This is a genomic window from Paraeggerthella hominis, from assembly GCF_021044775.1.
In the GTDB taxonomy this organism is placed as follows: domain Bacteria; phylum Actinomycetota; class Coriobacteriia; order Coriobacteriales; family Eggerthellaceae; genus Paraeggerthella; species Paraeggerthella hominis.
On record NZ_JAJNOQ010000004.1, the window covers coordinates 209,608 to 235,822 of the forward strand.

The 26,215-nt window shown below is 60.2% G+C and carries 21 protein-coding genes; 5 read left to right on the forward strand and 16 right to left on the reverse strand.

Features of this window, described 5'->3' with window-relative positions; translation table 11 throughout:
* Nucleotides 1-7: 7 nt before the first annotated feature.
* The gene (locus LQE90_RS06370; protein ID WP_216528725.1) at nt 8-706 is read right to left on the reverse strand and encodes a molecular chaperone TorD family protein; all 699 of its coding nucleotides are present in this window, start codon (nt 704-706) and stop codon (nt 8-10) included.
* A gap of 203 nt (nt 707-909) precedes the next feature.
* On the opposite strand from LQE90_RS06370, the gene LQE90_RS06375 reads away from it, so the two are divergent.
* Nucleotides 910-2,427 carry a LuxR C-terminal-related transcriptional regulator gene (locus LQE90_RS06375; protein ID WP_216528855.1) on the forward strand — a complete coding sequence of 506 codons (1,518 nt, stop codon included), beginning with the start codon at nt 910-912 and terminating at the stop codon, nt 2,425-2,427.
* A gap of 151 nt (nt 2,428-2,578) precedes the next feature.
* On the opposite strand, the gene nrfD is transcribed toward LQE90_RS06375, so the two are convergent.
* The 4 genes from nrfD to LQE90_RS06395 form a co-directional block, all read right to left on the reverse strand.
* Nucleotides 2,579-3,445 carry an NrfD/PsrC family molybdoenzyme membrane anchor subunit gene (gene nrfD / locus LQE90_RS06380; RefSeq protein ID WP_216528724.1) on the reverse strand — a complete coding sequence of 289 codons (867 nt, stop codon included), beginning with the start codon at nt 3,443-3,445 and terminating at the stop codon, nt 2,579-2,581.
* 6 nt (nt 3,446-3,451) lie between these two features.
* Complete coding sequence (locus LQE90_RS06385) at nt 3,452-3,985, reverse strand: 4Fe-4S dicluster domain-containing protein (RefSeq protein ID WP_216528723.1); 534 nt, start codon at nt 3,983-3,985, stop codon at nt 3,452-3,454.
* Between the two features lies 1 nt (nt 3,986).
* Nucleotides 3,987-6,176 carry a molybdopterin-containing oxidoreductase family protein gene (locus LQE90_RS06390; RefSeq protein WP_216528722.1) on the reverse strand — a complete coding sequence of 730 codons (2,190 nt, stop codon included), beginning with the start codon at nt 6,174-6,176 and terminating at the stop codon, nt 3,987-3,989.
* Between the two features lie 75 nt (nt 6,177-6,251).
* The gene (locus LQE90_RS06395) at nt 6,252-6,881 is read right to left on the reverse strand and encodes a molecular chaperone TorD family protein (protein ID WP_231088230.1); all 630 of its coding nucleotides are present in this window, start codon (nt 6,879-6,881) and stop codon (nt 6,252-6,254) included.
* 220 nt (nt 6,882-7,101) lie between these two features.
* Here LQE90_RS06395 and LQE90_RS06400 point away from each other — a divergent pair, with 220 nt between their 5' ends.
* Entirely contained in the window at nt 7,102-8,733 is a 1,632-nt protein-coding gene (locus tag LQE90_RS06400) for a helix-turn-helix transcriptional regulator (protein ID WP_216528721.1), read from the forward strand.
* 29 nt (nt 8,734-8,762) lie between these two features.
* Nucleotides 8,763-9,455: an aspartate/glutamate racemase family protein gene (locus LQE90_RS06405; protein ID WP_216528720.1), complete on the forward strand. Its 693-nt coding sequence runs from the start codon at nt 8,763-8,765 to the stop codon at nt 9,453-9,455.
* Between the two features lie 32 nt (nt 9,456-9,487).
* Here the strand turns inward: LQE90_RS06405 and LQE90_RS06410 are convergent, their stop codons facing one another.
* From LQE90_RS06410 to LQE90_RS06420, 3 genes are all read right to left on the reverse strand, one after another.
* On the reverse strand, nt 9,488-10,138 hold the full coding sequence (locus LQE90_RS06410) for a SanA/YdcF family protein (RefSeq protein WP_114566183.1): 651 nt from the start codon (nt 10,136-10,138) through the stop codon (nt 9,488-9,490).
* Between the two features lie 160 nt (nt 10,139-10,298).
* Entirely contained in the window at nt 10,299-11,354 is a 1,056-nt protein-coding gene (locus tag LQE90_RS06415) for an NADH:flavin oxidoreductase (RefSeq protein WP_216528719.1), read from the reverse strand.
* 35 nt (nt 11,355-11,389) lie between these two features.
* Nucleotides 11,390-12,793, reverse strand: coding sequence for a response regulator transcription factor (locus LQE90_RS06420; protein ID WP_114566181.1), 1,404 nt, complete (start codon nt 12,791-12,793; stop codon nt 11,390-11,392).
* A gap of 238 nt (nt 12,794-13,031) precedes the next feature.
* Between LQE90_RS06420 and LQE90_RS06425 the strand changes: the two genes are divergently transcribed.
* A complete protein-coding gene (locus tag LQE90_RS06425) occupies nt 13,032-14,846 on the forward strand; it encodes a flavocytochrome c (protein WP_114566291.1) in 1,815 nt (604 codons plus the stop codon).
* A gap of 76 nt (nt 14,847-14,922) precedes the next feature.
* On the opposite strand, the gene leuS is transcribed toward LQE90_RS06425, so the two are convergent.
* Nucleotides 14,923-17,496 (reverse strand): leucine--tRNA ligase, encoded by a 2,574-nt coding sequence (gene leuS / locus LQE90_RS06430; RefSeq protein ID WP_216528853.1) that lies wholly within the window; start codon nt 17,494-17,496, stop codon nt 14,923-14,925.
* 434 nt (nt 17,497-17,930) lie between these two features.
* Here leuS and LQE90_RS06435 point away from each other — a divergent pair, with 434 nt between their 5' ends.
* Nucleotides 17,931-19,184: a Fic family protein gene (locus LQE90_RS06435; RefSeq protein WP_216528718.1), complete on the forward strand. Its 1,254-nt coding sequence runs from the start codon at nt 17,931-17,933 to the stop codon at nt 19,182-19,184.
* A gap of 140 nt (nt 19,185-19,324) precedes the next feature.
* Here the strand turns inward: LQE90_RS06435 and yaaA are convergent, their stop codons facing one another.
* From yaaA to LQE90_RS06470, 7 genes are all read right to left on the reverse strand, one after another.
* A complete protein-coding gene (yaaA, locus tag LQE90_RS06440) occupies nt 19,325-20,080 on the reverse strand; it encodes a peroxide stress protein YaaA (protein ID WP_216528717.1) in 756 nt (251 codons plus the stop codon).
* Between the two features lie 5 nt (nt 20,081-20,085).
* Entirely contained in the window at nt 20,086-21,300 is a 1,215-nt protein-coding gene (locus LQE90_RS06445; RefSeq protein WP_216528716.1) for an amidohydrolase, read from the reverse strand.
* A gap of 106 nt (nt 21,301-21,406) precedes the next feature.
* Entirely contained in the window at nt 21,407-22,177 is a 771-nt protein-coding gene (locus LQE90_RS06450) for a zeta toxin family protein (protein WP_216528715.1), read from the reverse strand.
* Between the two features lies 1 nt (nt 22,178).
* On the reverse strand, nt 22,179-22,748 hold the full coding sequence (locus LQE90_RS06455) for a helix-turn-helix domain-containing protein (RefSeq protein WP_216528714.1): 570 nt from the start codon (nt 22,746-22,748) through the stop codon (nt 22,179-22,181).
* A gap of 178 nt (nt 22,749-22,926) precedes the next feature.
* Complete coding sequence (locus tag LQE90_RS06460) at nt 22,927-23,844, reverse strand: thiamine pyrophosphate-dependent enzyme (RefSeq protein ID WP_216528713.1); 918 nt, start codon at nt 23,842-23,844, stop codon at nt 22,927-22,929.
* 2 nt (nt 23,845-23,846) lie between these two features.
* Nucleotides 23,847-25,121: a transketolase C-terminal domain-containing protein gene (locus LQE90_RS06465; RefSeq protein ID WP_216528712.1), complete on the reverse strand. Its 1,275-nt coding sequence runs from the start codon at nt 25,119-25,121 to the stop codon at nt 23,847-23,849.
* Nucleotides 25,118-26,104 (reverse strand): 2-oxoacid:acceptor oxidoreductase family protein, encoded by a 987-nt coding sequence (locus LQE90_RS06470; protein WP_216528711.1) that lies wholly within the window; start codon nt 26,102-26,104, stop codon nt 25,118-25,120. Before LQE90_RS06470 ends, LQE90_RS06465 begins: the two co-directional genes overlap by 4 nt.
* Nucleotides 26,105-26,215: the final 111 nt, after the last annotated feature.

Consider the following 26,215-nt stretch of genomic DNA (forward strand, 5'->3'; position numbering starts at 1 on the left):
AGAGCCCTCACGCCAGCGCAGGCTGACCTGATCGCGCGACAACCTCGTTTGCCAAGCACTGCGTCACGCCGAGCAGCGCTCGCACCTGCGCGATACCGCGCAGCACCGCGTCAAGCGCATCGGCATGAGCATGAGCATCGGAGCCGAACAGCAACGGCGCTTCTTCAGCCCGACGGGAAAGGGCCTTGTCGCAGCTCCCAAGCCAATCGAAGTGGTCGGCAACAAGATCGCGCGCAGCAACGCGGTTTTCGCACTGCGCGTACAAAGCAAGCAGGTCCAGCAGCAGCGAAAGATGATCAGGAGCAGCCGCGAACCGCGCGGGAACGTCGATCTCGAGCGAGCGGTACACGGCCTGAATATGCCGGGCGGAATCCCCCAGGAATAAACCGCGCGATGCCCCATAGCCGTTGCCCGGCTCTTGGGACCACGGCTTGTACAAAGACTCCACGGGCAGCGCCGCAAGCGGCATCCCGGATGCGAGCACGTTACGCTGAAACGCGGCGCGGTCGGGCCAGTCGAACGGCGCCGACAGCGCTCGCTCCCACGAATCGGCCTCCTCGGCCGACCGAGCCAAGCTGCGCGCGGCGCTTCGCGCGCACTCCCCCGCACCGCTTTGCAGAACCTGTGCGTATTCCTCTTCACTTAAACATGTGAACAGAGGTGCAATAAGTGATAATGTACGTGCCAAAGCCAGTTCCGCCCGCATGATCTCGTCCTCTCTCGTCGGGACAATCGTAGGCATCTGGAAAATTCGGCAGGTAATCAGTTTTTGGTGATTTAGACATTTTGCCTGATAGATAAGCCATTATTAGGAAATTGCAATCAAGGGCGCGCACTCGTCGAAGCGCGTCACTGCAAGGAGGTAAGCTTTTGAGCGATCCGCTGATCGCCACACGCGGGCGGCGCAGCATGCGCATGGTATGGAAAACGCTGAGGCTTCGTCATGTCGGGCTGGCGTTTTTCTGGGCATGCAGCATGCTCACGTTCCGCAGCTCCATTCTGCTTGCGGGCCCGGCGAACACGCCCGGGTACGAAACGTTTGTCGTGCTGGTTTCGTTCGTAGCGAACATGACCACGCTCTTCGCCATGGCCGCCTTCATGGAACACAACCCCTCCGTTATCGACCGGCTTCCCGGGAAGCTGTTCTGCGCATGCATCATAGCGGGCATCGTCGCCCTTGCAAGCGCGGGACGCACGGAAAACGAAGGAGCGATGATCGTGCTGCTCGCAGGCGGCGGCGCGCTGACCGGCATCGGCTACGGATACTACTGGGGAAGCTGGGCGGAATGCCTGGGACGCATGCACCCGTCACGAACCTCGTTTTACATCCCGGCGGCGTTTCTGGTGAGCGCAGCGCTGTTCCTGGCAATCTCGTTTGCCGCCGAACTTGCCGGCGTGCCGCCTCTTGCGCTCATGGTCCCGCTGCCTGTTTTGTCGCTGGCGTGCCTGCACCGCTGCCGCGGCGAAGCCCCTGACGGAGGCCATGCAAGCGCCACAACGTCCAAGCGGTACCTTTCCGCGCTCGGCTCGCTGGTAACGCTTATCGTGGCAAGCTTGGTATTGTCGCTGCTGTTCGGGTTCGTATGGGAAATGACCGTGCTGTCGGTCGGCTCGGTCAACGAAGCCCATCAGATCCCTCTCGTCGCAGATCTTGCGGTGGCGGTCGGGCTCATCGGCTTGGTGCTCTACACGAACAAGCGAATGGATCTGGCGCTGGCGTACCGCGTGATCGTTCCCATCATCGTGGTCCTGTTCGCCGTCATGCCGTTTTTCTGGGAGACGAATCCCGTGGTTCTTAACGTCGTGATGAGCGCAAGCTATGGCGTGTTCGACGTCATCATCTGGTACATGGTGGCTTCGACCGCCTACGATTACGCTGTGTCGGGATTCGTGGTGGGCGGCATCGTACGGGCGCTGTCCATCCTTGCGCGACTGGTGGGCATCGGCATCGGGTATCTGCTCATGCTCATTCCCGGCACTCCCTCCATGCTCATTGTCGGCGTGTCCACCGGAGGCGTATACGTGCTGGCTATGCTGGGCCTTTTCTACGTCGCGCGCAAAAAGTCCGAGGGTGCGACGACGGCGGGAAGCTCTGCAAAGCGCATCGAGTCCGCCGCCGACGCGTCGAAGCCGCAAACCGCGCCGCCGCACGCACGGCCCGAAACGCCAGGACTTCAAGCTTCTCCTGCGCCAAATTCGCCGAGTTCAGACCAGGCTATCTACGACATGATCGCCGAGGACTTCAGCTTGACCCGTCGCGAATCGGAAGTGCTTCCCGACTTGGCACGCGGACGATCGGCCAAGGTCATCGCCGAAGCGCTGTTCGTGTCGGAGAACACCATTCGCACCCATACGCGACGCATTCTGGAAAAGACCGAGCTGCACTCGAAGCAGCAGATCATCGACCTTATAGAAACGTACCGCTAACGCGCGAAACGAAGAATCCGAGACTCCGGAGCTTCGCCGCCGTGCCCCCAACCCGGCCTCGAAAAGTACGTCGCAATCGAAAAAGGACGCCGCCCGGAAAAGGCGACGTCCTTCAAGGAGGGGCTTGCAGCAGCGATCGCGCGGCGGTGCGCTACAGGTACGCCACCGGCAGCGCGGCCATCACGACCAAAAGGCGCAACAGGAAGCCGCCCACCAGCACGCCCGCCTCGCCGATGACGCTCACCACCATAGAGGTCATCGAGGTTTCGACGCGCTTGGTGATGAACACCGGATAGCCTTCGATCGCGAAGGGCAGCACCAAGCCGAACAGGACGATGCCTATCCAGAACGGCACGGCATACTGCCCGGTCAGCAGCATCTGAACGGACGCCGCGCCCTCGTAGCTTCCAGCGGACACGATCACCAGCATGGTGAACAGCACCACCAGCTCGATAGCCGACAAGATGACGTGCGACTTCTTGACCAGCCACATCTGCTCGAAACGCTCGCGGTCAACGATCAGTCCCACGAAGCTGGTGGCAGCCAAACCGGCCGACAGCGCCGACACCACGAACAGGATGGGCAGCACGGCGTTGTTCCACAGCGGATACGCCTTCACCACGCCCAAGAGGAACCCGGTGTAGGCCGCCACGGCGAACGCCGCCGCCACGCCGATCCAGGTGAGCCACTTCGGCACGGGCTTCTTGAGCACTTCCAGCAGCGCCGCCGCCAGGGCAACCGGCATGAACACGCAGATGAAGTACACGCCCAAAGTCATCACCGATCCGGGGTTCATGACCAAGTACACGAACCGCAACGGGTTGTGCAGCCCGGCCTCGGCATCGATCATGAGCATGATCAGGCCGATGCCCAGAAAGATAGGCGCGATGATACGTCCGGCGATGCGCATCTTCGTGCTGTCAGGATACTTCGCCTCCACGAAAGCAGCCGTTAGAAACGCGCCGGCCGACGCGCCCGCCAGGAACAGGTACCAAGCGATAAGGGGTCCCCATACCATTGTTCATCACCTCACGTAGAAGATCTTGGATTCGGTCAGGTCGCTCGCAAGAGGCTGAGCGTTGTAGCGCGCGATAGCCTGGTTGATCTCGCTGTTGGGATCGTCCAGGTCGCCGAAGATGCGAGCGTTCGTGATGCACGTGCCCACGCACGCCGGCGGGTTGCCCGGCTCGCCCTCGTACCAGCAGAAACGGCACTTCTCCACCACGCCCGAGTGCAGCTGCACGCGAACGCCGTAGGGGCACGCGGCCATGCAGTACTTGCAGCCGATGCATTTCCCCTCTTCAACCAGCACCACGCCCGAATCGGTAGTATACGTGGCGCCCGTCGGGCACACCGACTGGCACGGAGCGTCCTCGCAGTGCATGCACTGCACGGGCACATTTTCGGCGTACACGTTGGGATACGCCCCCGTTTCCAGCTCTTCGTAATGGATGAACGCCTTGTCAGGATCCAGGCCATTGATCATCTGGCACGCCACGCGGCACGCGTAGCATCCCACGCATTTCTTCGTGTTGATGAGCATTCCGTAACGAGCCATCTTACGCCTCCACCTTCTTCACCGTGACCGCCACTTCCTGGCTCATGGTCGAGCCGACGCCCGGCTCGCCGCCGTGGAACGGCACGAACTCCGTCATGCTGATGCCGTACTCGTACGCGCGCGTCTGGTACGGCGACGTTCCGCCGTAGTGCGTGGGCAGGTACAGCACGCCAGGCTTGAGGCGCTCCGTGACCTTCGCGCGCACCTGGCCGGTATGCTCGCTAGACGACACTTCCACCAAGTCGCCGTCGGCGATGCCACGATCGGCCGCGTCCTTCGCGCTCATCCACACGCGTTCAAGGTTGTATTCGCGCGAAATGGCGTTCAGGGACTCCACGTTCTGCGTCATGGTGTGCGAGTGGATGGACTGCTTGCCGCCGATGAAGTGCAGCTGATCGCCCTGCGGCATGACCAGGCGCTCCACGTAGCCGATTACCGGGTTCAAGCCCGCGCTGCCCGCCTTCTCGCTGACGAACTGGTACTTTTCCGTCGGCGTCTTGAACTTCGGCACGCCGTATTCGAACTTCTTGGACGTCACGTCCACGATGCCCTTTTCTTTAAGCTCGTCGAAGCTCACGCCCAGCGTGTCAAGCTCGGCCTTCGCCAGCTCCTCAACCGTGAAGTCGAAGTACTGACCCACGCCGCACGCCTGAGCCAGGCCGGCGAAAATCTCGTCGCAGGGCTTGGTTTCGGGATGCAGGCGATCGATCACCTGGGCGCGCAAAGCCACGAACTGCTTCTTGCCGCCAATGTAATCCGGCGCCTCCATGCGCTCCAGGTACGTGCACTCCGGCAGCACGTAATCGGCCTGCATAGCCGTCTCAGACATCTGCACGTCAATGGAAACCACCAGGTCAAGCTTCTCGAACGCCTCGGACCACACCTTGGGCTGCGCATAGCCCTTCGCCGCGTTGGAGTTGTAGAAGAACATGCCCTTGACGCGGCCGTCCAGCGCAGCCTCAAGCGCGGCGATGTTCGAGCCGGAGCTGCTAACCGCACCGTACTCCTTGTCGCCGATGCGCTTCGCTTCGGGCTTCGGCGGCTCGGCGAAACGCTCGTCAGCTATCTTGCCGGCCTTCGGCGAGGAGGTGATGAGCGCACCGCCCTTCGCGCCCCAGCTGCCCAGAAGCGCGTTCACCGCAGTCACCGCGCGTGCCGTGTCGAAAGAGTTCTTGTACGCGCAACCGAACGCAGCGCGCCAGCTGGCCTCCACCGCGGCAGCCGGGGCCGCCTTCGCAAGAGCCTGCGCCAGTTCGCGAATGCGATCGGCGGGCACGTCGCAGATCTTCTCGGCCCATTCGGGCGTGTACTCCTTCGCCTGCGCGGCGAATTCCTCGAAGCCCACCGTATGCTGCTCGATGAAATCATGATTGTACAGGTCTTCCTCGATGAGCACGTTGCAGATGCCCATGAGCAGCGCCAGGTCGGTGCCGGGGTTGACGGGCACCCAATCGCTGGCGAAGATGCCCGCGTTGTTCAAGCGCGGATCTACGATGACCACGCGCGTGCCGGCCTCGGCAGCATCCGCCAAGCTCATAGCATGGGACGGACGAATGCCGTCGCCGTAGCTGCGGCCGATGAACAGGACCATCTTGCACGATCCGAAGTCAACCGAATAGTTCGACGCGCCGATCGTTTCGGTCAAGCCGGCTTCTTTGGACAGGTTGCACGCCGCCGCATGCGTGTAGACGTTCGCCGATCCCAGAGCGTTCATGAAGCGCTTCGTGTAATACTTGCCCGACGGGCGCGGATCGTGAACGAGCGCAAGCGACTCGGGGCCGTTCGCAGCCACGATTGCCTTTACTTTTTCGCCGATCTCCCTGAACGCGGTGTCCCAATCGATGGGCTCGAATTCACCGCTTTCCGTACGCCGCAGCGGCTGCGTCACGCGTTCCTCGTTGTACGCCATCTGCGCGAAGCCATGTCCGCGAGCGCACAGCTTGCCCTTGGAATACGGATGCTGCTCGATGCCGCTCAGTGTGAACAGCGTCCCGCCCAGCGTAGTTGCCATCAGGCCGCACTTGCTCGAGCATCCGTTGCACAGCGAAGGCGCCGTGCCCCGCTCGCCCCCGGCCGCATTCGCGCGCTCGGCGCTCCAAGCGCCCAGCGAAAGAGACCCGACCGCTGCAACCGATGCGGCGGCGGCCGATCCCTTTAGAAACGTTCTGCGCGAAACCGTTGAATCGAACATTTCTCCTCCTACCATCTCGTCTTCGCCGCGAGCAAGCCCGCAGCCTCCTCCCTGTTGGCCCCAGAATCGAAGCGGCTACGCAAGCCGAGCATGCACCGCTTTATCGACCGCCGTCGTCAGCGTCCGCAGAAAGGCGATCCCCTCCGCAAGGGCGCGGCGCTTGGCTTCGTCGAAAGCGGGGGCGTCGGCGGCGCGCTCTGCACGGTCGCGCAAAGCGGCATCGTACTCGCCCAGCCAATCGAAGTGATCCCGGATCAGGTTGTCCGCAGCCTGATCGTTGCCAACCTCGAGAAAAAGCGCCAGCAGCTCCAAGAGCAACGACAGGTGGTCCGGCATCGCCGAGAACTCCTGCGGAATCTCCAAACCGCACGCATCGAACAACGCTTGCGCGTGACCCGCCGTTTCGCCGCCGTACAGTCCGCGCGACGCACGCACGGTTCCGTCGGGCGCCCGCCACGGCTTGTAAAGCGATTCCACCGGCATAGCGGCCAGGGGCAGCCCCGGCACAAGCAGCTCGCTTTCAACCGCATGGCGCGCATCGGCCGAAGGCGCTTCGATAACCACGCCCGCGCACGCCGCCATGCCCTCCCATGCACGTCGCTCGCTTGCAGCGGTGAACCCGTCTTCACCCATTCTCGTGAACAGCAAAGCGGCCGCGGCGCAAGCGTGCATGAGCGCCTTGTTGGATTGCTCTTGGGAATTCACTAGCGTCCTTTCTCGTCGCGAAAAAGGCTAAATCCAGCAGCTTGCTTACATATCATCAGTTTCTGATGATTCTGCGTTTTGGCTGGTAAACTATAGTGTGACAAGCAATAGAACACGTAGGCAATCACGGTGTACAGCTACAACCGCAACGAGGCGGAACGCTATCGGGGGGCATCGATTCATGGTTGGAAACTCGCGTATCAATGCAGATCGGCGAAGCATGCGCATGATCTGGAAAACGCTGCGGCCGCATCACGTGGGACTCGCATTCTTTTGGGCGTGCAGCATGCTGACGTTTCGCAGTTCTCTTCTTCTGGAGGGGCCTGCCGACAACACGTCGTGCCAAACGCTTATCGTCATCGTCTCGTTCGTAGCGAACATGACAACGCTGTTTCTGATCGCCTCGCGCATCGAACGAAACCCTGCGTTTTACGACCGCTTGAAGCCGGGGGCGTTCACCGCGCTCATCATTATCGGGCTTGTGCTGCTGTCGGGATCGGGTCCTCTAGCTAGCATGGGATTGCTACCGGAATCGGCTCTTGCCGTCCCTATCGTCACGGGCGCCGTGCTTGCGGGCGCCGGGTACGGCTACTACTGGGGAAGCTGGGCGGAGTACCTGGGACGCATGCACCCCTCGCGCACGTCGTTTTACATCCCCGTCGTGCTGCTGCTAACGGCTTCGCTGTTCGTCGTGATCTCGATCTGCTCGGATCACGGAGGCGTCCCCGCGCTCCTGCTTATAGCTCCCCTGCCCGTTCTTTCCCAGCTTTGCCTTGCGCGATGCAAGCAAGAGGTTCCCGAAGGGCGCTACGCCAGCAACGCCAATTCGGATCGGTACCGCACCGCGCTCGGATCGCTGGTGAGCCTGATCGTATCCAGCTTGGTTCTTTCGTGCCTGTTCGGCTTCGTCTGGCAGATGACGGTCGTTTCGGTTGGGTCGGCGGACGACGCGCACCGGCTGCCCTTGATCGCCAATATCATCGCAGCTGCAGGGCTGATTGCGCTCGTGCTGCTGGCGCGAAAGCGCATCGATCTTTCCTTCGCGTTTCGCGTGATCGTGCCCGGTATCGTCGTTTTGTTCGCCATCATGCCGCTGTTCTGGGAGTCGAACCCGGTCATGCTCAACGTTATCATGAGCACCGGCTACGGCATGTTCGACGTCATTATATGGTACATGGTGGTTTCGACCGCCTACGACTTCGCAGTGTCGGGTTTCGTGATCGGCGGCATCGTGCGAGCGCTGTCCATCATCGCACGACTTGTAGGCATTGGCATCGGGTACGTGATCATGCTCATCCCGGAAAGACCGTCCATGTTGATCGTGGGCATCTCCGTGGGCGCCGTGTACGTGCTCGCCATGCTCCTGGTGCTTCAAAGCACGCGCCATCGATTCTCGTTCTTCTTCCAGGAAGCAGACGCTCGACAGGAGAAGAGTACTTCCGCAAACATCGGCGACGCGTCCGCAACGCTCACGGGCCAGATTGCCGCCGCAATGCCAGCGCCGCAGGTCAACGCTGCGGAAGCGCCCGCCCGAAGCGCAAATCGCATGGCTGCGGAAGCGCCTGAACAGCCTGATACGAAGCCCGCCGCCACCGGAGCAGGATCCATGAGCGAGGCGGAGGCGGAGTCGGCCAGCGAGCGCGTCTACGACCAGATAGCCGAGTACTACGGCCTGACGCGCCGCGAAGCGGAAGTGCTTCCGTACCTGGCGCGCGGGCGATCGGCGAAGGTCATCGCGGATGCCTTGTTCGTATCCGAAAGCACCATCCGCACGCACACGCGGCGCATTCTGGAAAAAACTGCGCTACACTCCAAACAGGAGCTGATCGACTTGATCGATCGGTACGAATGACAACAGATCCCCGCAAGAAAGAGGTCGATATGAGTCCTGCGTACACCATGGGCATTATTCGCGTGATCACGCAGGAGCAAGCCCAGGTGGACGCGCACGGGCAACTGATCGAACAGTGGATCCCCGGCGTGAAAACGCTGTCGCGCTGCATCCCCGACCAGCCCGAAGGAGTGCACGACGCGCGCACCAAACGCGCAGCTGCGCCCAAAGTGGCGGCCCTGGCCCAGGAACTCGAGCAGGCGGGCGTCGCCGGGATTATCGTGAGCTGCGCGGACGATCCCGGGGTTCTCGAAGCGCGCGCAGCCGTGCGCATCCCGGTTGTCGGCGCAGGCGAGAGCACCGCTTCCGCCGCCGCGCGCTTCAACGGACCGGTCGGCGTTCTGGGCATCACGCCCGAAGCTCCGCCAGCGTTCGACCGCATCCTGGGACCGCAGCTGCTGGCAAACGTCGTACCCGCCGGAGTGAAGAGCACCCTTGACCTGCAAACTCCCGAAGGGCGAGCAAGCGCTCTGAAATCCGTCGAAAGCCTCTCCGCGCAAGGAGCTCAGGCGATCGCGTTGGCATGCACCGGGTTCGCTACCATAGGATTGGCACCGGAACTCGAACGCGCAGCAGGGATTCCCGTGCTCGATGCCGTGCAGTGCGAAGCTTGCGCCCTGCTGTTGGAGCTTTTAAGAACGCGAGCCACCGCATTCGGGGAACCGCTGCGTCGGCCCGAATAGCAGGATCGCCCTCTCCCGTTCGGAGAATCGACTCAGTAGCCTTCGGTCACGTCGCCCGATTGGTCCAAGCTGATAGGATCGCCCACGAACGTCGACGGGACCTCGAACAGCGTCTTGAAAAAATCCTTCGTGCGCGCAGGTATTTCACGCAGATCGTATTGGGTCTGCTTCGCGTACGTGCGATAGTCGCTCGGAACTCCAATAGCCTCAAGCCCCAGGCCATGTGCCGCATAGAGCGCTCGATACAGATGGTAGGTCTGCGTGGCCACCACGATGCGCTGCGCGCCGAACACGTGCTTGGCGCGGTACATGCTCTCGTACGTGGAGAACCCAGCGTGATCGCAGAACACGTCTTCGCTAGGAACCCCCTGGGAAACGGCATAGTCTTTCATGGCCTTGACTTCGTTGTACGCGATCGTGCTATTGTCCCCGCTCATGATCAGCTTCGGAGCAACGCCGGATCGGTACAAAGCGATACCGTCGTCAAGCCGGTCCTGCAAAATGCTCGACGGCGTTCCGTCCGCGAACACGGATGCGCCCAGCACCACTATGGCGTCGGCATCGTAGCCAATCGCCTCCTGCGAGTCTACGATGCTCCCTTTCGCCGTGACCACGGTCACGACGTTCGTTATCGCGAACACCGCCCCAACCGCAAGCACGCATCCGAGCACTGCACCCAGCATCGCCTTTACCCATCCATGTTTCTTCGCCTTTGCCATAGGCGTCGATGATAGCAAACGAGGGGTGCCCGTGCGCTGCAACATCGGCGTTGCCATCGAAACTCAAGGGGGAATCCACGCAAACTGCGAGCCAAAGCAGCCGGAAAGCGCCGATGCGAAACGCCTACGGCACTATGCAGCGATGGCCGGGCGAGGAACTGCATCCGTTGCACGATACGCAACGCGGCACGGCATTCGGGTCGGCGCTCCAGCGTCGCACAAGGTACGGCTCACAAATAAGCGGGCGACACAAGCCGAAGCCCGCGATGCCGCCTTCCATTGCAAGGCGATCCATCGCAGCAAAGCTGCGGTTGCCGCCCGTCAAGATCACAGGTATGTCGAGCTCACGTGCAAGACACTGCGCGTAGGAAGCGAAGAACGGCTCGCCCGCATAGTCTTTCACCCGGCAGGAGCGCCAATTTCCGCTTACGTCGATAGCCGACACGCCATGTGCCTCAAGCAGCTTCGCCACTTCTGCGCTTTCGCTTTCGGTCAAGCCGCCCTCCACGCCGTCGGAGCTGTTCAGCTTCACGATCAGCGGAAACGCCTTGCCCACTCGATCGCGGACGGCATCGACAACCTCTGTTAGGAAGCGGGCGCGATGCTCAAGGGAGCCACCGTACCCGTCTGTACGCTTGTTGAACAGCGGGCTTAGAAACTGGCTGAGCACGTAGCCGTGCGCCGCATGCAGCTCCACACCGTCGAACCCTGCGGCCTGGGCACGTTCAGCCGCGTCCGCGAACGCGCACGCAAGCGCTTGCAGATCGGCGTTCGTCGCCTCCACGGGAACGATGCCGGTCTTCGGATTGGCAACGGAAGACGGCCCGAGGATTCGCGTGCTGGGCGGATCGAGCCTGGTGGCCGAGCCGCCGTACACGATCTGCGAAACAACGCGCGCGCCGCGAGCGTGTAGGTCGTCAACGAACGCACGGTACGCGGGAACGAACGAGTCGTCATAGATGCCAAGCATGCGCGGGTTCGGCTGCTCGTCGCGCGTGACGTACGCGTAGCCCACGATGATCGTGCCCACCTCGCCGCTGGCAAGCTCCTCGTAAACAGCTCGGAGCTCTGGGGTCATGCGTCCATCGTCGGTAGCCAATCCTTCGTAAGTTGCCGCGCGCACGAACCTATTCCGCGCTTGCAACGCCCCTATCTCCAGCTTTTCGAACAACGTGCCCATCAAGCCGCCCCCCTTGCTATGCGTTTCCGTATTCGTCAATCCCCAATGCCCAGCAGCTCATAAAGCTCGTCCCGGCTGTGGACTCCGAGTTTGCGATAAATGCGACTCGTATGCGCTTTCACCGTACCGCGTGCTACGAACAAGTTTTCCTCGATCTGCGCTGAAGTTCCTTTGCGCGCGAGCAACTGCAACACCTCTTCCTCACGCGGGCTCAAATTATGCTCGCGCGACAAATCGGACACGCGCATAGCAAGCAATCCCGGCGAGAACACGTCATCGCCGTCGGAGGTTTGTTTCAAATTGATGCCCCACTTGGCAGATAGCCGTTTTTCCGTAAAAAACAGCACCGTGAACGCCAGCGCCACAACCGCTACGATTCCTAGATGGATTGCCGTTACAGTATCTTTTGACAAATAGAAAGAAGTGACCGCAAACAAACTCCAGCCCCCTGCTTCCACCAGATAGCGAATACCACGTTCAATACCATTCAACCAAGCAGCTGCAATATCGAATCGGTACGTGATGTTGCTCAAGACAATCATAATGAAAATGGACAGCATGGTATAACCTGCATCGTAGCAACCCGCTACTGTTTTCGAATCAAGCGAGAATTGCGGAGCAATGAGCAGAAGCCCCACGATCATGAGAGGAAACGCCAGTTGGTATATGATGTCGAAATTAAACCACCTCGACGATGAAAGGACGCCAAAAAACACAAACGCCGCAACCGACATCGTACCCACAGTATTTCCTGCCGCCAAGGGCTGATCAGGAAGAACCCCAAACCCTGTCGCAAACGTGCATATCCCCATGAGAGCAATCGGTTTCCAGGGAATTTCGGAAATCCCTGCTTTACCCATAGGTTTAGGCAGGTCGATTTCTGGTAAATGCTTCATAGAACGGCGCACCCAATCAAGGGAAACGAGCGGAAGAGTTAAAGAGAATACGACGATATATGCAGGTTCAAGTCCACTAAACAGCCACTTTAACACCTCTCCCAAAAAAATAGCCGCGGCATAATAGGCAGCAACACGCATAGGATTAAGTGATCCAAAAAACTCCGTCCACATGAGAATGAGCAGCCCAAGCCCCGCGCCCGCCAACATAAGCCCAAGATACTTGAGCGCCGCAATCTGCACCCAGAAGCATGCAATGGCGCACAGCGCCGACCCGCCCACCATGCCGAAGGCAACCAGGCCCACCGCCACCCGGTTCGACCAGAGAGGAGTAACGCGACGCGCAAGAAAAACAACTGCAAACGACGCAACGCCTATGGCTCCCTCGAACAACGCATAATCAAAAAAGTCGACGGTCGGAAATGCATCGTACCGAAAAAAAGTTGCAAGCCACGCACGGTACAATCCAATACCGAGAAACGCAACGGGCATAGTCCCGATGCGCGTAAACACATTCTTCCAACAACCGCACAACTCCTTCATGCAGAACCTCCCCTTCCTGCAATTTCGGGTTTTCATCTTACCCTGAAAAAGCATGATGCACCGAGCGTTTTGCCTAGGGTTACCTATTTAAACCAAGGCTGGGTTACACATTGAACCCCTTCGGCGTCCATCCGATGCGGTACTGCGGTGCTATGTTCTCGTCGTCCCGAACAGCGCGACCAAAAAAGGTGGCGCACCATGGGAGGCGGGACCGGATACAACAAGGAGGATGAACAAGATGGCAGGACTTTCACGTAGACAGTTTCTTACGGGTGCTGCGTTAGCGACGGCAGGAGGCGCGTTGACATTGGGCGGATGCACGTCATCAGGAAGCGCCGCGAAAGAGCGGTCCGCCGACGCAAGCATCGCAACCGTCGGCAGCGGCATGGGAAAGCACGGCGCCATACAGATCGAGGTTGTCTCGAAAGATGGCGCTATCGAACGTATTGATGTATTAGATTCTCGCGAGTCCGCAGGATTGGGCGATGTGTGCATGAAAAAGCTGGGCAAGCTCATCGTCGACAATCAAACGTTGAACGTTGACGTCGTGACGGGCGCCTCGCTATCCAGCATGGCGTACCTCACCGCCGTTGCTGAAGCACTTGACAAGGCAGGAGAGAAGTCATCCGAATGGAAGAAACGCGACAGAGCCGTGCAACAGCCAGAGAGCGATATACCCACAGCGTTTGATATTGTAGTCGTGGGTACAGGCGGCGCAGGATTTACTGCCGCCATTAGCGCGGCCAACAAGGGCCAGAAGGTACTGCTCATGGAGAAGCTAGGAGTATTCGGGGGCTCCACCGCATTGTCCGGAGGAGAGATGGCCGTGCCCGGCAATTGGATCCAGCAAAACTCAGGATTAAGCGACAGCTCCGAACAGCTGGCGAATGACATGCTAGAAGGCGGGGACCACCGCGGCGACCCTGCCCTAGTGAACGTCATCGCAAACGGCGTGTACGACGCAGCGCAATGGCTCACTTACGAAGGAGGAATATCTTGGGAGCACAACCTTCTGTTCTTCGGCGGCCACTCGGTCAAGCGCTCCATCATTCCTTCGGGACACATAGGCAACGCCATGACGACCAAGTTGACCGCCCGGGCCCAGTCAATCGATAACATCACGCTCATCGACAACACGAAAGCAACCGCGCTCGTGCAAGATGCGAATGGAGGCATTGGCGGCATCAAGGCAACGAATACCGTCACCGGTAACGAATACTCCTTCGAATGTAAAGCCGTCGTACTGGCATGCGGCGGGTTTGGCGCAAACGTCGAAATGCGCGAGCAGGCAAATCCTGAGTTTGGGAAGCAATTCAATTCAACCGATTCGGTAGGAGCGCAGGGAGACGGACTTACCATGGCATCCGCTATCGGTGCCGAGCTCGTAGATATGGAACTCATCCAAACCTATCCCATCTGCGATGTAAACACCGGAGCGCTGCTGTATTTGGACGACATGCGCCTGGACGAACGCACGGTCATGTTTAACAAGGAAGGAAAACGCTTCGTCGAAGAACTTGGCCGACGAGACGTTTTGTCCAAAGCCATTCTCAAACAGACCGACGAACGCGCTTACGAAATCTGGGATCAGGCGGCTGCAGACGAGACTAAAGTGGTCGACATCCATGCAGACGAATTTGAAAACCTCGTTTCACGGAATCTTTGTACGAAAGCAGATACGCTTGAAGAAGCCTGCGAACCTTTCGGCATCGATGCCGCCGCGCTCGCAAAGACAATCGAGCAATGGAACAGTTACGTAGACGCAGGATCCGATCCCGATTTCGCCTACCGCGGAACCATGCATAAGATCGATACGCCGCCCTACTACATCATGGCGTACAAGCCGGCCGTGCATTACACCATGGGAGGCCTGCACATCAACGCGAACGCCGAGGTGCTCGACGCGAACGGCAATCCCATTCCCGGACTCTTCGCTGCAGGCGAAGTGGCCGGCCACAAGATGGGGGCAAACCGCCTAGGATCCACATCCATGGCAGACATCTACACGTTTGGTCGTGTAGCGGGAAACAACGCCGCCGACTACGTGGGATAACGCCTCATCGACCCCCCTCAACGAAAGCGGCTCGGATACCCGAGCCGCTTTCGCATTATCCATCTTGCCTGCCGCCCTACTTCGCTACGATGTTGACCAAGCGACCGGGAACCACAACAACCTTTTTGACGTCCTTGCCTGCCAAAGCAGCCTCGACGGCAGCCAAACCATCGGCCTTGATATCGTCTTCGGCGGCATCGGCAGCAACCGTGATCTTCGCCTTCACCTTGCCGTTCACCTGAACTGCAAGCTCCACTTCGTCAGCCTTCGCCTGCTCGGGATCAAACTCGGGCCACAGCTGCACATGCACCGAGCCTTCGTTGCCCAGTGCGTCATGCCACAGCTCTTCGGCCCAATGCGGGGCAAACGGAGCCATAATCTTGACGATAACCTCGGCAACCTCGCGATCGAACGTCTGCGAGAACGCGCTTGCGGCGCGCTCGTCCGCGGAGCACTTGCGCAGGTAATCGCTCGCCGCATTCGTCAGCTCCATGATGGCGGCAAGCGCCGTGTTGAAGTTGTTGCGATCGAAGTCATCGGCCACCTTGCCCACCACGCGATGGCGCTCGCGTACCAGCTTCTCAAGAGCCTTCTTGCCCTCGTCCTCCGAAGATCCCGCTTGGAACAGCGTTTCTTCATCGGCGGTGCCCATCAGGTCGCACACGATGCGCCACGCGCGGTTCATGAACTTGTAGATGCCAGCCAAGCCGCCTTCGTCCCACAGTAGATCCTTGTCAGGCGGAGCCATGAACAGGATGTATGCGCGCACGGCATCGGTTCCGTATTCGGCGATCATGTCCTCAGGCGCAATCACGTTGCCCTTCGACTTCGACATGGTCTCACCGTGCTCGTCCTTTACCATGCCCTGGCACAGCAGGTTCGCGAACGGCTCGTCCACGTTCAGCAGTCCCAAATCGCGCAGCACCTTCGTGAAGAAGCGGCTGTACAGGAGGTGCAGGATGGCATGCTCGATGCCGCCGATGTACTGATCAACCTGCATCCAACGGTTCGCCTTCGCAGGATCGAACGGCAGCTCGTCATTATGAGGATCGGTGTAGCGCAGATAGTACCAGCTCGAACACGTGAACGTGTCCATGGTGTCGGTTTCGCGCTTAGCCGGGCCGCCGCACACGGGGCACGTCGTGTTCACGAAGCCCTCGTGGGTAGCCAGCGTCTCGCCAGCAGCCAAATCGATGTCCTCGGGCAGGCGCACCGGAAGATCCTCTTCGGGCACGGGCACCAAACCGCAGGTCGGGCAGTGAACGGCAGGAATGGGATTGCCCCAATAGCGCTGACGGCTGATAAGCCAATCGCGCAGGCGGAACTCGACCTTCGTGCGGCCCTTTCCGGCCGCTTCGAGGTCGGCGATGATCGCGTCAACCGCCGGGCTGTGCTTGCCGCCCACCATGCCCGTGTACTTGCCGGACTGCACCAGCACGCCTTCGGCATCGTAGGCATGGTCCCAATCGACCGAGGTGACGCGACGATCCTGCACCCCGTTCAGCTGATCGAACAGCGGGTCGTCCTCGCCCAAGATGATGGGAATGATGGGCAGGTCGTATTTGCGCGCGAACTCGAAGTCGCGCTGATCGCCGCACGGAACAGCCATGACCGCGCCGGTGCCGTAATCGCTCACGATGTAGTCGGCAACCCACACCGGCACCTTTTCGCCATTGATGGGGTTCACCATGTAACGGCCGGTGAACGCGCCGTGCTTCTCGCGATCGCCCTGCGCGCGCTCGACAGCGCTCACCTTGGACGCCTGTTCGACCACCTCGCGGACGGCAGGTTCGTATTCCGTGCCCTCGACCAAGCTCATCAGGCCCTTGTACTCGGGGGCCAGCAGGAAGAACGAGCAGCCGAACAACGTATCAGGACGCGTGGTGAAGACGGTGATCAGATCGTCATCGGTCGGGTTGGCCGGAGCCTCGCCGTCGGCGCCGCACAGCGTGAACGTGACTTCCGCGCCCTCGGAGCGACCGATCCAGTTCGCCTGCATCTGCTTGACGCGATCGGGCCAACCGTCCAGATGATCCAAGTCGTCGAGGAGCTCCTGCGCGTAGTCGGTAATTTTGAAGTACCACTGCGTCAGGTCGCGCTTCTCCACCGCGCCGTGGCAACGCCAGCACTCGCCCTCGATCACCTGCTCGTTCGCCAGCACGGTTTCGCAGTTCGGGCACCAGTTCACCGGGCTGTTGCGGCGCTCGACCAGGCCCTTCTTCCACATTTGGAGGAAAATCCACTGGCCCCAGCGATAGTACTCAGGATCGCACGCCACCACGGTGCGGTCCCAGTCGTACGAGAAGCCCATGCGCTTGAAGCTGGCCTTCTGGGTTTCGATGTTGGCGTACGTCCACGTAGCCGGGTGGCTGTTGTGCTTGATGGCCGCGTTTTCCGCCGGCAGGCCGAACGCGTCCCAGCCCATGGGATGCAGCACGTCGAAGCCGCGCATCTTGGAGTAGCGGGCGATCACGTCGCCGATGGTGTAGTTGCGCACGTGACCCATGTGAATGTCGCCCGAAGGATAGGGGAACATCTCGAGCACGTACTTCTTAGGCTTCGAGGCATCCTCGGTCACCTTGTTGAGGTCAGTGTCGGCCCATACCTGCTGCCAACGGGGTTCGATCTCGTGCGGATTGTAAGGTTTCATGGTCATGTTGCTTTCCTCGTCAGGTCGGCACCGCCCGCGCGCGTCCGCGCAGAGGGTCGTTTATTCGCGAATGCTCCCATTATAGTGATTGCGGCGCGAAAGCGAAGCGTTATCGATCGACTTCACGACTTCGCAGGGGCAATCAAACTCTTGCGCGCAGACCTCGATCGTTTTAATCGCAAGCGGACGAACAAGGCCTCTCCTGCGTCAGCAGATCGAAGCCGCGCCCCCTTCGCAAGCTTCCTCGACGTCGTCGAGAGCCCCTTCGCGTTGGCCTGTGTTTTAAGTTGTTAGCCAACCGCTACCGGACAGGCGTATTCATCATAAAGTATTCTGCAATACTATCTAATAGTGAAATATTGAGATTTTTCACTATTAGATAGTATTAACATGCGTTAAAATCGTGAAAAGCATTCGAAAGAAGGTCTTACGGTATGGCATACAAAAGAATGGACAGGCTCTTTTACGAAGACGCTTCGAGCGATCGCAAGGGCGAAAACGAGCGTGAAGCCCGCAAGCGCCTCACGGCTGCTTCGTCATTCAGGACCGGGATCAACGTAGAGACAGGCGAGCTTTTTCTTGCCGTGCCGCGCGAGCTGTCTCTTGTCACGGAGCAGGTTCTTCGCGCCGAGCGCAAGGTGTCAAGATCATGGAGTGCCTTACCCGGCATTGCGCAGGGCGCTTACGTACGCAACCTCATCGTCGACGAAGTGGTATGCACGAACGAAATGGAAGGCGTTCGCAGCACGCGCAAGCAGATCAGAGAGGCTATCGACAGCATCGAGCAGCCTGTCGGGGAGAATCGGCGGACAAAGCAGTTCATGGAATTCGCTCACCTGTACCTTGGCCTGACGAGCGGCGACGTCGTGCCGCCCAAGACTCCTGAGGATATCCGTGCGCTGTACGACGCCGTCGTGGCGGGTACGCTCGACCCGGGCGACGCGCTTGACGGCCAGCTGTTCCGCGCCGATGGCGTGGACGTCAAGGCGTCCTCGCAACGGATCGTCCATCGTGGCGTGCAACCCGAATCCGCCATAATCTCGTATCTCAACGCTATGATCAGGCTGGTCAATTCCGAGGAAGTGCCGGAACTGTACAGTGCGTTGCTTTCGCATTACCTGTTCGAGTACATCCACCCCTTTTATGACGGAAACGGGAGAACGGGCCGATTCTTGCTGGCGCTGCACTTGAGCAGCCCGTTGTCCCTACCCACCACGCTATCGCTTTCGCGCGTTATCGCCGAGCATAAAGGAGTGTACTACCAGGCGTTTTCGGTAACTGAGCACCCCCTTAACCATGCCGAGGGCACGTTCTTCGTGCTGCAAATGATGAATTTGATCAGGACGGCTCAAGACGAACTGGTAGCCGAGCTGCAGGCAAAGCGGGAAGCGCTGATGAAAGCCGAAGAAAAACTCGGCAGCGTGCGCGCTGAGTTTGACTTGTCGGAGCGCGCATGTAATTTGCTGTACCAAGTGGTGCAGGTGTCGCTTTTCGGCGCGAACGCGGACGTGACGCTGCAGGACGCCGCGACGCACCTTGAAGTCACAGCCCAAAGCGCTCGCAAATACGCATCCGAGCTAGAACGGACCGATCTTGTTGAAACGACAAGCCGCCGACCGCTCAAGTTCAAACTGAGCAGCCAAGGTGAAGAGACGCTCGGCGTGGCGAACGCGGCCGGGATCCGTTAGCCGTACGCCAAACCGCAAAAGGAGCTAGCCGAGCCGAAAGAGGGCGCCCAAATCCGCGAGCCGTCAAGGACATCAGACGCTCGCCTGCCGGCCCGACGCTGGCTCTCAAAGCGAGGATCGCCGCGAACGCTTTCTGCCTCCTACTGCACAAACACCAGGCAGTCGTCAGTAGAGCGCGCCTTGTCGAACGCATAGCCAGCTACGTCGAACGCGCGCAGATCAGCGACGGACTCGACGGAGCATTCGGCGCACCAACGTACCATGGAACCGCGAGCCGCCTTGGCAGCCGTCGAACGCTGCGCCAAGCGGCCGCGCGCATCGATCGTACCGAACAAACACGTGACGGTTTGCAAGCCAAGACACTTCGCATGCGGAAGCACCGCTTTCGCATATTCGACCGAAGCCAAGTTCACCACAACGTCAGCCTCCGAAGCCAACGCGCGCGCCAGCGAATCGCCCCAAAACTCGTATAAGGTGCGCGCCGGGCCCACCGCCAACTTGGCTTGCATCTCAAGACGATACGGCGCCACGCCGTCGAACGGGCGCAGCACGCCGTAAAGGCCCGACAGGATGCGCACATGCTCCTGCACGTATTCCAGCTGCGCGGCGGTCATAACGCGCGGAGCAAGATGCTGGTACTGGATGCCTTCGTACGCAAGCACCGCTGGAACAAGCGAGCCCGCGCCACCGGACACGTCCATCGTGCGGAAGCGATCGAAATTGAGCTCGGCCAGCGCATCGCTGCACTGCCACAGCACCTTCACTTCTTCATACGTCAGAGCCCGTACAGCTTCGACCAGCTGCTCGGCACGGTCAACGAACGCCGGCAGCTCGCGCCATGCGAACATATCGTCCGCTACGTTCATCTTCTTGGCGGGCGAGATAATGAAGCGCACGACTCCTACCCTTCTCCCAACATGTCGACCGCCCACTGAGCAGCCACCATGGATCCCTTGACCAGCACGCTTTCGTCCACTTCATAGTAGCAACTGTGCTGGGGATGCTCGGCGCCCACAGCAGGATTGCGCGTACCCACGAACGCCATGACTCCGGGAACCAGACGCAGGTACTCGCTGAAGTCTTCGCCGGAAAGCGTACCCTCGTAACTGCCGACGGCTTCTTCCCCCAGCACCTCGACAACAGCGCGCCGCGCCGCTTCCGCGCACTGAACGTCATTCGCCAAGCCCGCATTGCCCGGCTCGAACGTGAACCGAGCTTCAGCGTTGAACGCACGAGCGATCTTCCCCACAATGCGCTCCAAACGGTCAGGCACTTCGGCGCGCAGCTTATCGCTCCAGGTACGCACCGTGCCGGTCAGGTAAGCCGTCCCCGCCATGATGTTGCGCGCTTCGCCGCCATGGAACTCCCCCACCGTAACCACCACGGGTTCAAACGGCGAAACGTCTCGGCTGACCAGAATCTGCAAAGCCGTCACCATTTCAGCACCCACCACCACGGCGTCCACACCCTTGTGCGGCATGGATCCATGTGCGCTAACGCCTTCGATATCGATGCGGAACCAATCGGTATGAGCCATACGCTGTCCGGGCTCGCACGAAATCTTCCCGGCATCCACTTCGCTCCAAATATGAGCCCCGTAGATCGCGTCGACCCCGTCGAGCGCACCGTCTTCGATCATTTTGAGCGCGCCGATAGATATCTCCTCCGCAGGCTGGAATAGCACGCGAACCTCGCCGCAAAGCCGATCGCGCAAGCCGTTCAGAATGCGAACGGCGCCCAGCATCATAGCCATATGGCAATCATGGCCGCATGCGTGCATGATCCCTTCGCTTTGCGAAGCGTAAGGCGCGCCCGTCTGCTCGGTCACGGGAAGAGCGTCGATGTCGGCGCGCAACGCCACGCGCTTGGCAGGATTGCCGTCGGCGCTGTACGCGCCCTTCACTTCACCGCGAATAGTGGCGATTACGCCCGTCCCAGCTGCACGGCGATACTCCACGCCCAGCTTGCCCAACTCGATGCAAAGAGCTTCTTGCGTCCGCGTTTCCTTGCCGCTCAACTCGGGATGCTTGTGCAACTCGCGCCTGAGTGCGATGACCTCGGATTCGATATCCGCCCCGATTTCGCGGATGCGCTCAGTCGTGCTAGCCGTCCCCATATGGATCCCTTTCGCCGTTCCCTGTGTTCAGCAGGGTACCATATTCCAGCCCGCACGGGTTTGACCAGGATGGATCCCGCCAGTACAAACGCCGAAAGCAAGGCGATCAGCCAAGAGTTTTCAGCTCAGCCAGCTTTCGTTCCAGATACGCCAAGTGCAAGCGCTCTTCGTCGCTCCACTCACCAAACAAGATTCGCTCGAGCGCATCGCACGCATACCCGCCGTCATCTTCGCTGAAGAACAATCGACGCTCAGCGCGATCGTACAAGCTTACGGTATCGAACAACCCGGATTCCTCAAGCACTTTCAAGTTACTGACGATGCTTTCAACGATCAAAAGATGATGGTTCGGGTCGACCGCCCGAGGCTCTGTACCCGCAATACGCATCTGCTCGTATCGCAGCTGGCAACTTACCAGCGATAGTTCCGGCTTCACCGCCATCAGTGCCAGCGAAACGTCGTATCCCCGATCGCGCAAGAGCCTTGCCGTCTTGAGTGGGACCTCGGATGTCCGCAGCGTTCCTTCGATGATCAGGTTGTACCCCATCACGGAAAGAGCGTCGACAACCGCTTCGACCATCTGGCCCGCCCAGGCAGCCGTATAGGAAGGAGCATCAACACCGTATTGCTCGCTGATTCGCTCAAAAGACGGATGGGAAGAGCGGTATTCGTCGCCGTTGACAACAAGTATGTCGCCCGAAAAGGAGTCTTGAATCAATCGGTGCAACGTCGTCTTTCCGGCACCGCTTTGACCACCTAGCAACACTGCACTGGGACGCTCCGTAGGAACGCAGCGTTTGTTCGAAAGAAGCACACTGATGATCGTCTGCAGCCCTTCGCCAAACTCGTCATCCGAGTAATTCGCAAGATTCTTCATATTAGGCAACCTTTGCCTGGCGCGCTTCCGCAAGATTGCGCAAGCACTCTATCTGCCCCCTGATTTCGGAAAGCTTGACATCGTTCGAATTCTCTCGATAGGTGATGCTCGGTCGTATCAAAGCAAGCTGCTTGAGCACGTCCTCGAACACGGCTTCGGCCACCACATCCCCTCGCCGCTGGGCAGCGCCGCGCAAACGCGCCACCTTCCCCATCAGCTGCGCAGCCTGCTCGTTAAGAACCTCCTGCTGAAGCGTGATTTCGTACAGTTCGTTGATGTCCATGACGTCTCCATCCTCGTCGAAAGAAACCAGCGCATACACGATCTTCTCGGTTTTCTCACGCTGGCTGTCCGCAAGCAAAGCCCCGTCGCGCTCAAGGCAATCCGCAAGAAACCTCGGATCATCCGCAGCACGAATGAGGTTCGCATTCGCCTTGCTGGGAGTTTGTCCGTTTTCGTACCGAACCACGCTAGCCTCGCCAAGTCCCAACAAGCGCGCAAACCCTTGCTGCGTCAGCCCGTACTTTTCCCGAATCCTCTTAATATCCTGCGAAGTCAGATCATGCGACATGATTACCTCTCTTTTACTATCTTTTGATAGATTGCACTATATCATATGATTGCTTTACTGTATAGGGAGAGCGGGGCAAAAAACGAGACGGAGGGACAGAGCCAGCAGCCCGTCCCTCCGTCTCGAAAAAAAGACGCCGTTGTTCAAGCGGCGCCTTTTCGCATCCTTAAAACCCCAATCACGCCCAATCTCGGCGCATGGCCTCCCAAGCAGCGTCACGACCGGCCTCAACGCTGGCGATCTCGTCATTGGAAAGCGCCTTGAAGCGGCCCTGCCTGCGCAGGTACGCCTCAACGCTGGCGAACTCCTTCGGGTTCCTGTTCAGCTTGAAGCGGCCTCCGTACTGGCCGCACACCGCTTCACCTTCGTACTCGGCCAGGTACCACAAGCCCGTATCCACGATATCCTTCGCGATGTCCACCATCTCGTCCACGCCGCAGCCCCACCCTGTCGGGCACGGAGCCATCACGTGAATATAGCGCATGCCCTTGATGTCCCGGGCGCGCTCCACCTTGCGGACGAAGTCGTTCAGGTAGCCAACGCTTGCCGTGGCCGCATACGGAATGCCGTGCGCCGCCACGATTTCGAACATGTTCTTCTTCTGCGTCAGACAGCCGTGCACGTTGCGGCCGGCAGGCGTCGTGGTGGTCTTGGCGCCAAAAGGCGTCAGCGAGCTTTTCTGGATGCCCGTGTTCATGTACGCCTCGTTGTCGTAGCAAATGTACAGCACGTCGTCGTTGCGGTCGATCGCCCCGGACAGCGCCTGGATGCCGATGTCAGCCGTGCCGCCATCGCCCGCAAAGCCCACCACGGTGCAATCGTCGGGCTTCTTTCCCTGCGCGCGCAGCCCGGCCTCAATACCGGTCAGCACGCTTGCCGTAGCCGCAAAAGGCGTGATCATTGCGTTGTTGGCAAAGGAAAGCTGCGGAAAATTGAAGCCGACGGCGCTCATGCAGCCCGCCGGCAGCGCGGCCACAGCGTTCGGGCCCAGCACCTTAAGCGCAGCGCGCAGGGCAAGGGAACCGCCGCACCCCGCGCATGCCTTGTGACCGAAGAAAAACTCGTCGTTGGCTATGGTCTTCGCATTGAGAGCCATTCCTATCGCCCCCTTTCTTCGCAGCTCGCAGGTTCGCATGAATCAGCGACAGAAGCCGCAGCGTCGGCTGCTTCCGTCGGCTGGCAGGTCGGCGGAACGTCATCAACGCCCAAAAACGACACGCGCGGCAAGCTGCCGGACCCCGCGCCGTCGGCCACCTGCTGGAGAGCGCGAAACATACCGATCGTCTGCGCTTCGGAAATGTCGTCGCCGCCCAAACCTCCTACGAAGTTGTACGTGGGAACGCACACGCCCGCCTGCTGCAACGCCGAATTGACGTTCGTGAACACGGTTCCCTCCGAACCGAACGAGATATCCTTCTCCAGAACGCCCACCGCCTTCGCGCCTCGCAGCGCCTCGGCAATCAGCTCCGAGGGCATGGGGCGCAGGTAGCGAATGCGCAGCATGCCCGCGCGAACGCCCTCGGCGCGCAGTTGCTCCACCACGGAGCGCGCAAGGCCTGCAGCCGACCCCAGCGTGACCAGGACAACGTCGGCATCGTCGCAGTTCAGCGTTTCGATCATGCCGGTGTATTGGCGCCCGAACACCTCGGCGAAGCGCCGCTCGATCTGCTCCACCACGTCGGGAGCGTTCAGCATGTCGCGATGCTCCCAGTACTTGAAATAGCGGTTGTACTCAGGGCCTGCCGAAAACCCGATGTTCACGGGATGCTCGAAATCGAAGTGATTCCCAGCAGGCTCGTAGGGCGGCAGAAACGCGTCCGCTTGCTCCGCCGAAGGCACGTCCACGGTCTCGTACGTATGCGTGAGCGCGAAACCGTCCAGGTTCACCATCACCGGCGTCATAACCGCCGGGTCCTCCGCCAACGCATACGCCATAAGCGCAAGATCGAGCGCCTCTTGGTTGTCCTGCGCATACACCTGAATCCAACCGTGATCCAGCAAGGCGAGCGAATCTCGCTGGTCGCCGTAGATGTTCCACGGCAGCGCGGTTGCACGGTTCGCGTTCATCATGACAATAGGAAACCGCCCGCCCGATGCATAGGTCAGGCATTCTGCCATGTACAGCAAGCCCTGGCTCGACGTAGCCGTGAACGTGCGGGCGCCCGTAGCCGACGCGCCGATGGCGCACGACAGCGCCGAATGTTCGGACTCCACGTGCACGTACTCGGCGGCAAGCGTGCCTTCTTCCACCATCTCGCTCAAACGCTCGACCACCACCGTTTGCGGCGTAATGGGATACGCGCTGATGACCTGCGGACGCGCCAGGCGCACGCCCTCCGCCAGCGCTTCGTCGCCGGAAAGGAACCTCTTCATCGGGCATCCGCCTCGCTTTCGGGAATCATGGCAATCGCATCGAACTTGCAAGCCTTCGCGCACACGCCGCAGCCTTTGCAGAAGTCCAGATCGATGGCAACAGGAGCGCCGACGGACGCAGCCTGGTCAACCTTGAACACCGTGCCGTCCGGACACAGCCAATAGCATTGGAGGCATCCCGTGCACGCAGAAGCGTCGATCACGGGGCGCACGTTTCGCCAGCCAGCGTTCTTCGCGGTCAGATAACCTGCCTCGAAGCACGTGGTGCGCGCGAACACGGCGGGGTCCAAAGCGTCCCCGCTGCGCAAGGTGCAGATACGCGCGGGCGGACGAGCGGGCGATTCCGAGGGCGAGCCCTCCAAGCCTTCGGCCGCCTCGAAGTTTTCCGCGCGCAGATCGCTTTCGCCGGATTCAACCGCAATCCCCGCAACAGGCGGCCGATCGATTGCTTCGGCATCGGAAGCATCGGCCATCCGCCGGAGCGCTTCCTCCACAATTGCCAGGTTCTTACCGTGCAGTTTTTCCGGCATGTACTGGCGAATCGCCTCGTCCAGATCCTCGAGCGACACCCGATCGCACAGGCCCGCGATCGCCCCAAGAAACACCGTGTTAGGAATGGGGCGCCCCAAAAAAGAAGCGGAGATTCCGTCGGCATCGATGGCCACGATACGCTCGTCATCGAAGGTTGCAGCGCTGTTCACCAGCACGCGTCCTCCGGGTTTCAGCTCATGCTCCCAGCCAGGCCCCAGCAGCGTCTCGTCCAGATACACCACGTAATCGGCGCGCGCCACCGCGCTCCGATCGCCGATAGGCGCATCGTCCATCTTCGTGAACGCGCGCATCGGCGCGCCGCGTCGCTCGGGTCCGAACGACGGAAACGCCAACGCGTAGCGGCCCTCGGAAAGCGATGCGGCCGCACCCAGCAGTCGCGCCGCAGTGAACGCGCCTTGACCGCCGCGCCCATGCCACAGTACCTCGATCATGGAACTCTCCCATTCGTGTCACGTCTTGATCATGCCAGTATAGCGTTGCCCTCGCGCGTTCGCAGGCGCGCGCAGACGACCAGCCGTCAAACTCCCCCGATTGGGGAACAG

Coding starts and splice junctions, on each gene's coding strand:
- LQE90_RS06370 (WP_216528725.1), bottom strand. CDS start 706: ATGCGGGCGGAACTGGCTTTGGCACGTACATTATCACTTATTGCACCT.
- LQE90_RS06375 (WP_216528855.1), top strand. CDS start 910: ATGCGCATGGTATGGAAAACGCTGAGGCTTCGTCATGTCGGGCTGGCG.
- nrfD (WP_216528724.1), bottom strand. CDS start 3,445: ATGGTATGGGGACCCCTTATCGCTTGGTACCTGTTCCTGGCGGGCGCG.
- LQE90_RS06385 (WP_216528723.1), bottom strand. CDS start 3,985: ATGGCTCGTTACGGAATGCTCATCAACACGAAGAAATGCGTGGGATGC.
- LQE90_RS06390 (WP_216528722.1), bottom strand. CDS start 6,176: ATGTTCGATTCAACGGTTTCGCGCAGAACGTTTCTAAAGGGATCGGCC.
- LQE90_RS06400 (WP_216528721.1), top strand. CDS start 7,102: ATGCGCATGATCTGGAAAACGCTGCGGCCGCATCACGTGGGACTCGCA.
- LQE90_RS06405 (WP_216528720.1), top strand. CDS start 8,763: ATGAGTCCTGCGTACACCATGGGCATTATTCGCGTGATCACGCAGGAG.
- LQE90_RS06410 (WP_114566183.1), bottom strand. CDS start 10,138: ATGCTGGGTGCAGTGCTCGGATGCGTGCTTGCGGTTGGGGCGGTGTTC.
- LQE90_RS06415 (WP_216528719.1), bottom strand. CDS start 11,354: ATGGGCACGTTGTTCGAAAAGCTGGAGATAGGGGCGTTGCAAGCGCGG.
- LQE90_RS06420 (WP_114566181.1), bottom strand. CDS start 12,793: ATGAAGGAGTTGTGCGGTTGTTGGAAGAATGTGTTTACGCGCATCGGG.
- LQE90_RS06425 (WP_114566291.1), top strand. CDS start 13,032: ATGGCAGGACTTTCACGTAGACAGTTTCTTACGGGTGCTGCGTTAGCG.
- leuS (WP_216528853.1), bottom strand. CDS start 17,496: ATGAAACCTTACAATCCGCACGAGATCGAACCCCGTTGGCAGCAGGTA.
- LQE90_RS06435 (WP_216528718.1), top strand. CDS start 17,931: ATGGCATACAAAAGAATGGACAGGCTCTTTTACGAAGACGCTTCGAGC.
- LQE90_RS06445 (WP_216528716.1), bottom strand. CDS start 21,300: ATGGGGACGGCTAGCACGACTGAGCGCATCCGCGAAATCGGGGCGGAT.
- LQE90_RS06450 (WP_216528715.1), bottom strand. CDS start 22,177: ATGAAGAATCTTGCGAATTACTCGGATGACGAGTTTGGCGAAGGGCTG.
- LQE90_RS06455 (WP_216528714.1), bottom strand. CDS start 22,748: ATGTCGCATGATCTGACTTCGCAGGATATTAAGAGGATTCGGGAAAAG.
- LQE90_RS06460 (WP_216528713.1), bottom strand. CDS start 23,844: ATGGCTCTCAATGCGAAGACCATAGCCAACGACGAGTTTTTCTTCGGT.
- LQE90_RS06465 (WP_216528712.1), bottom strand. CDS start 25,121: ATGAAGAGGTTCCTTTCCGGCGACGAAGCGCTGGCGGAGGGCGTGCGC.
- LQE90_RS06470 (WP_216528711.1), bottom strand. CDS start 26,104: ATGATCGAGGTACTGTGGCATGGGCGCGGCGGTCAAGGCGCGTTCACT.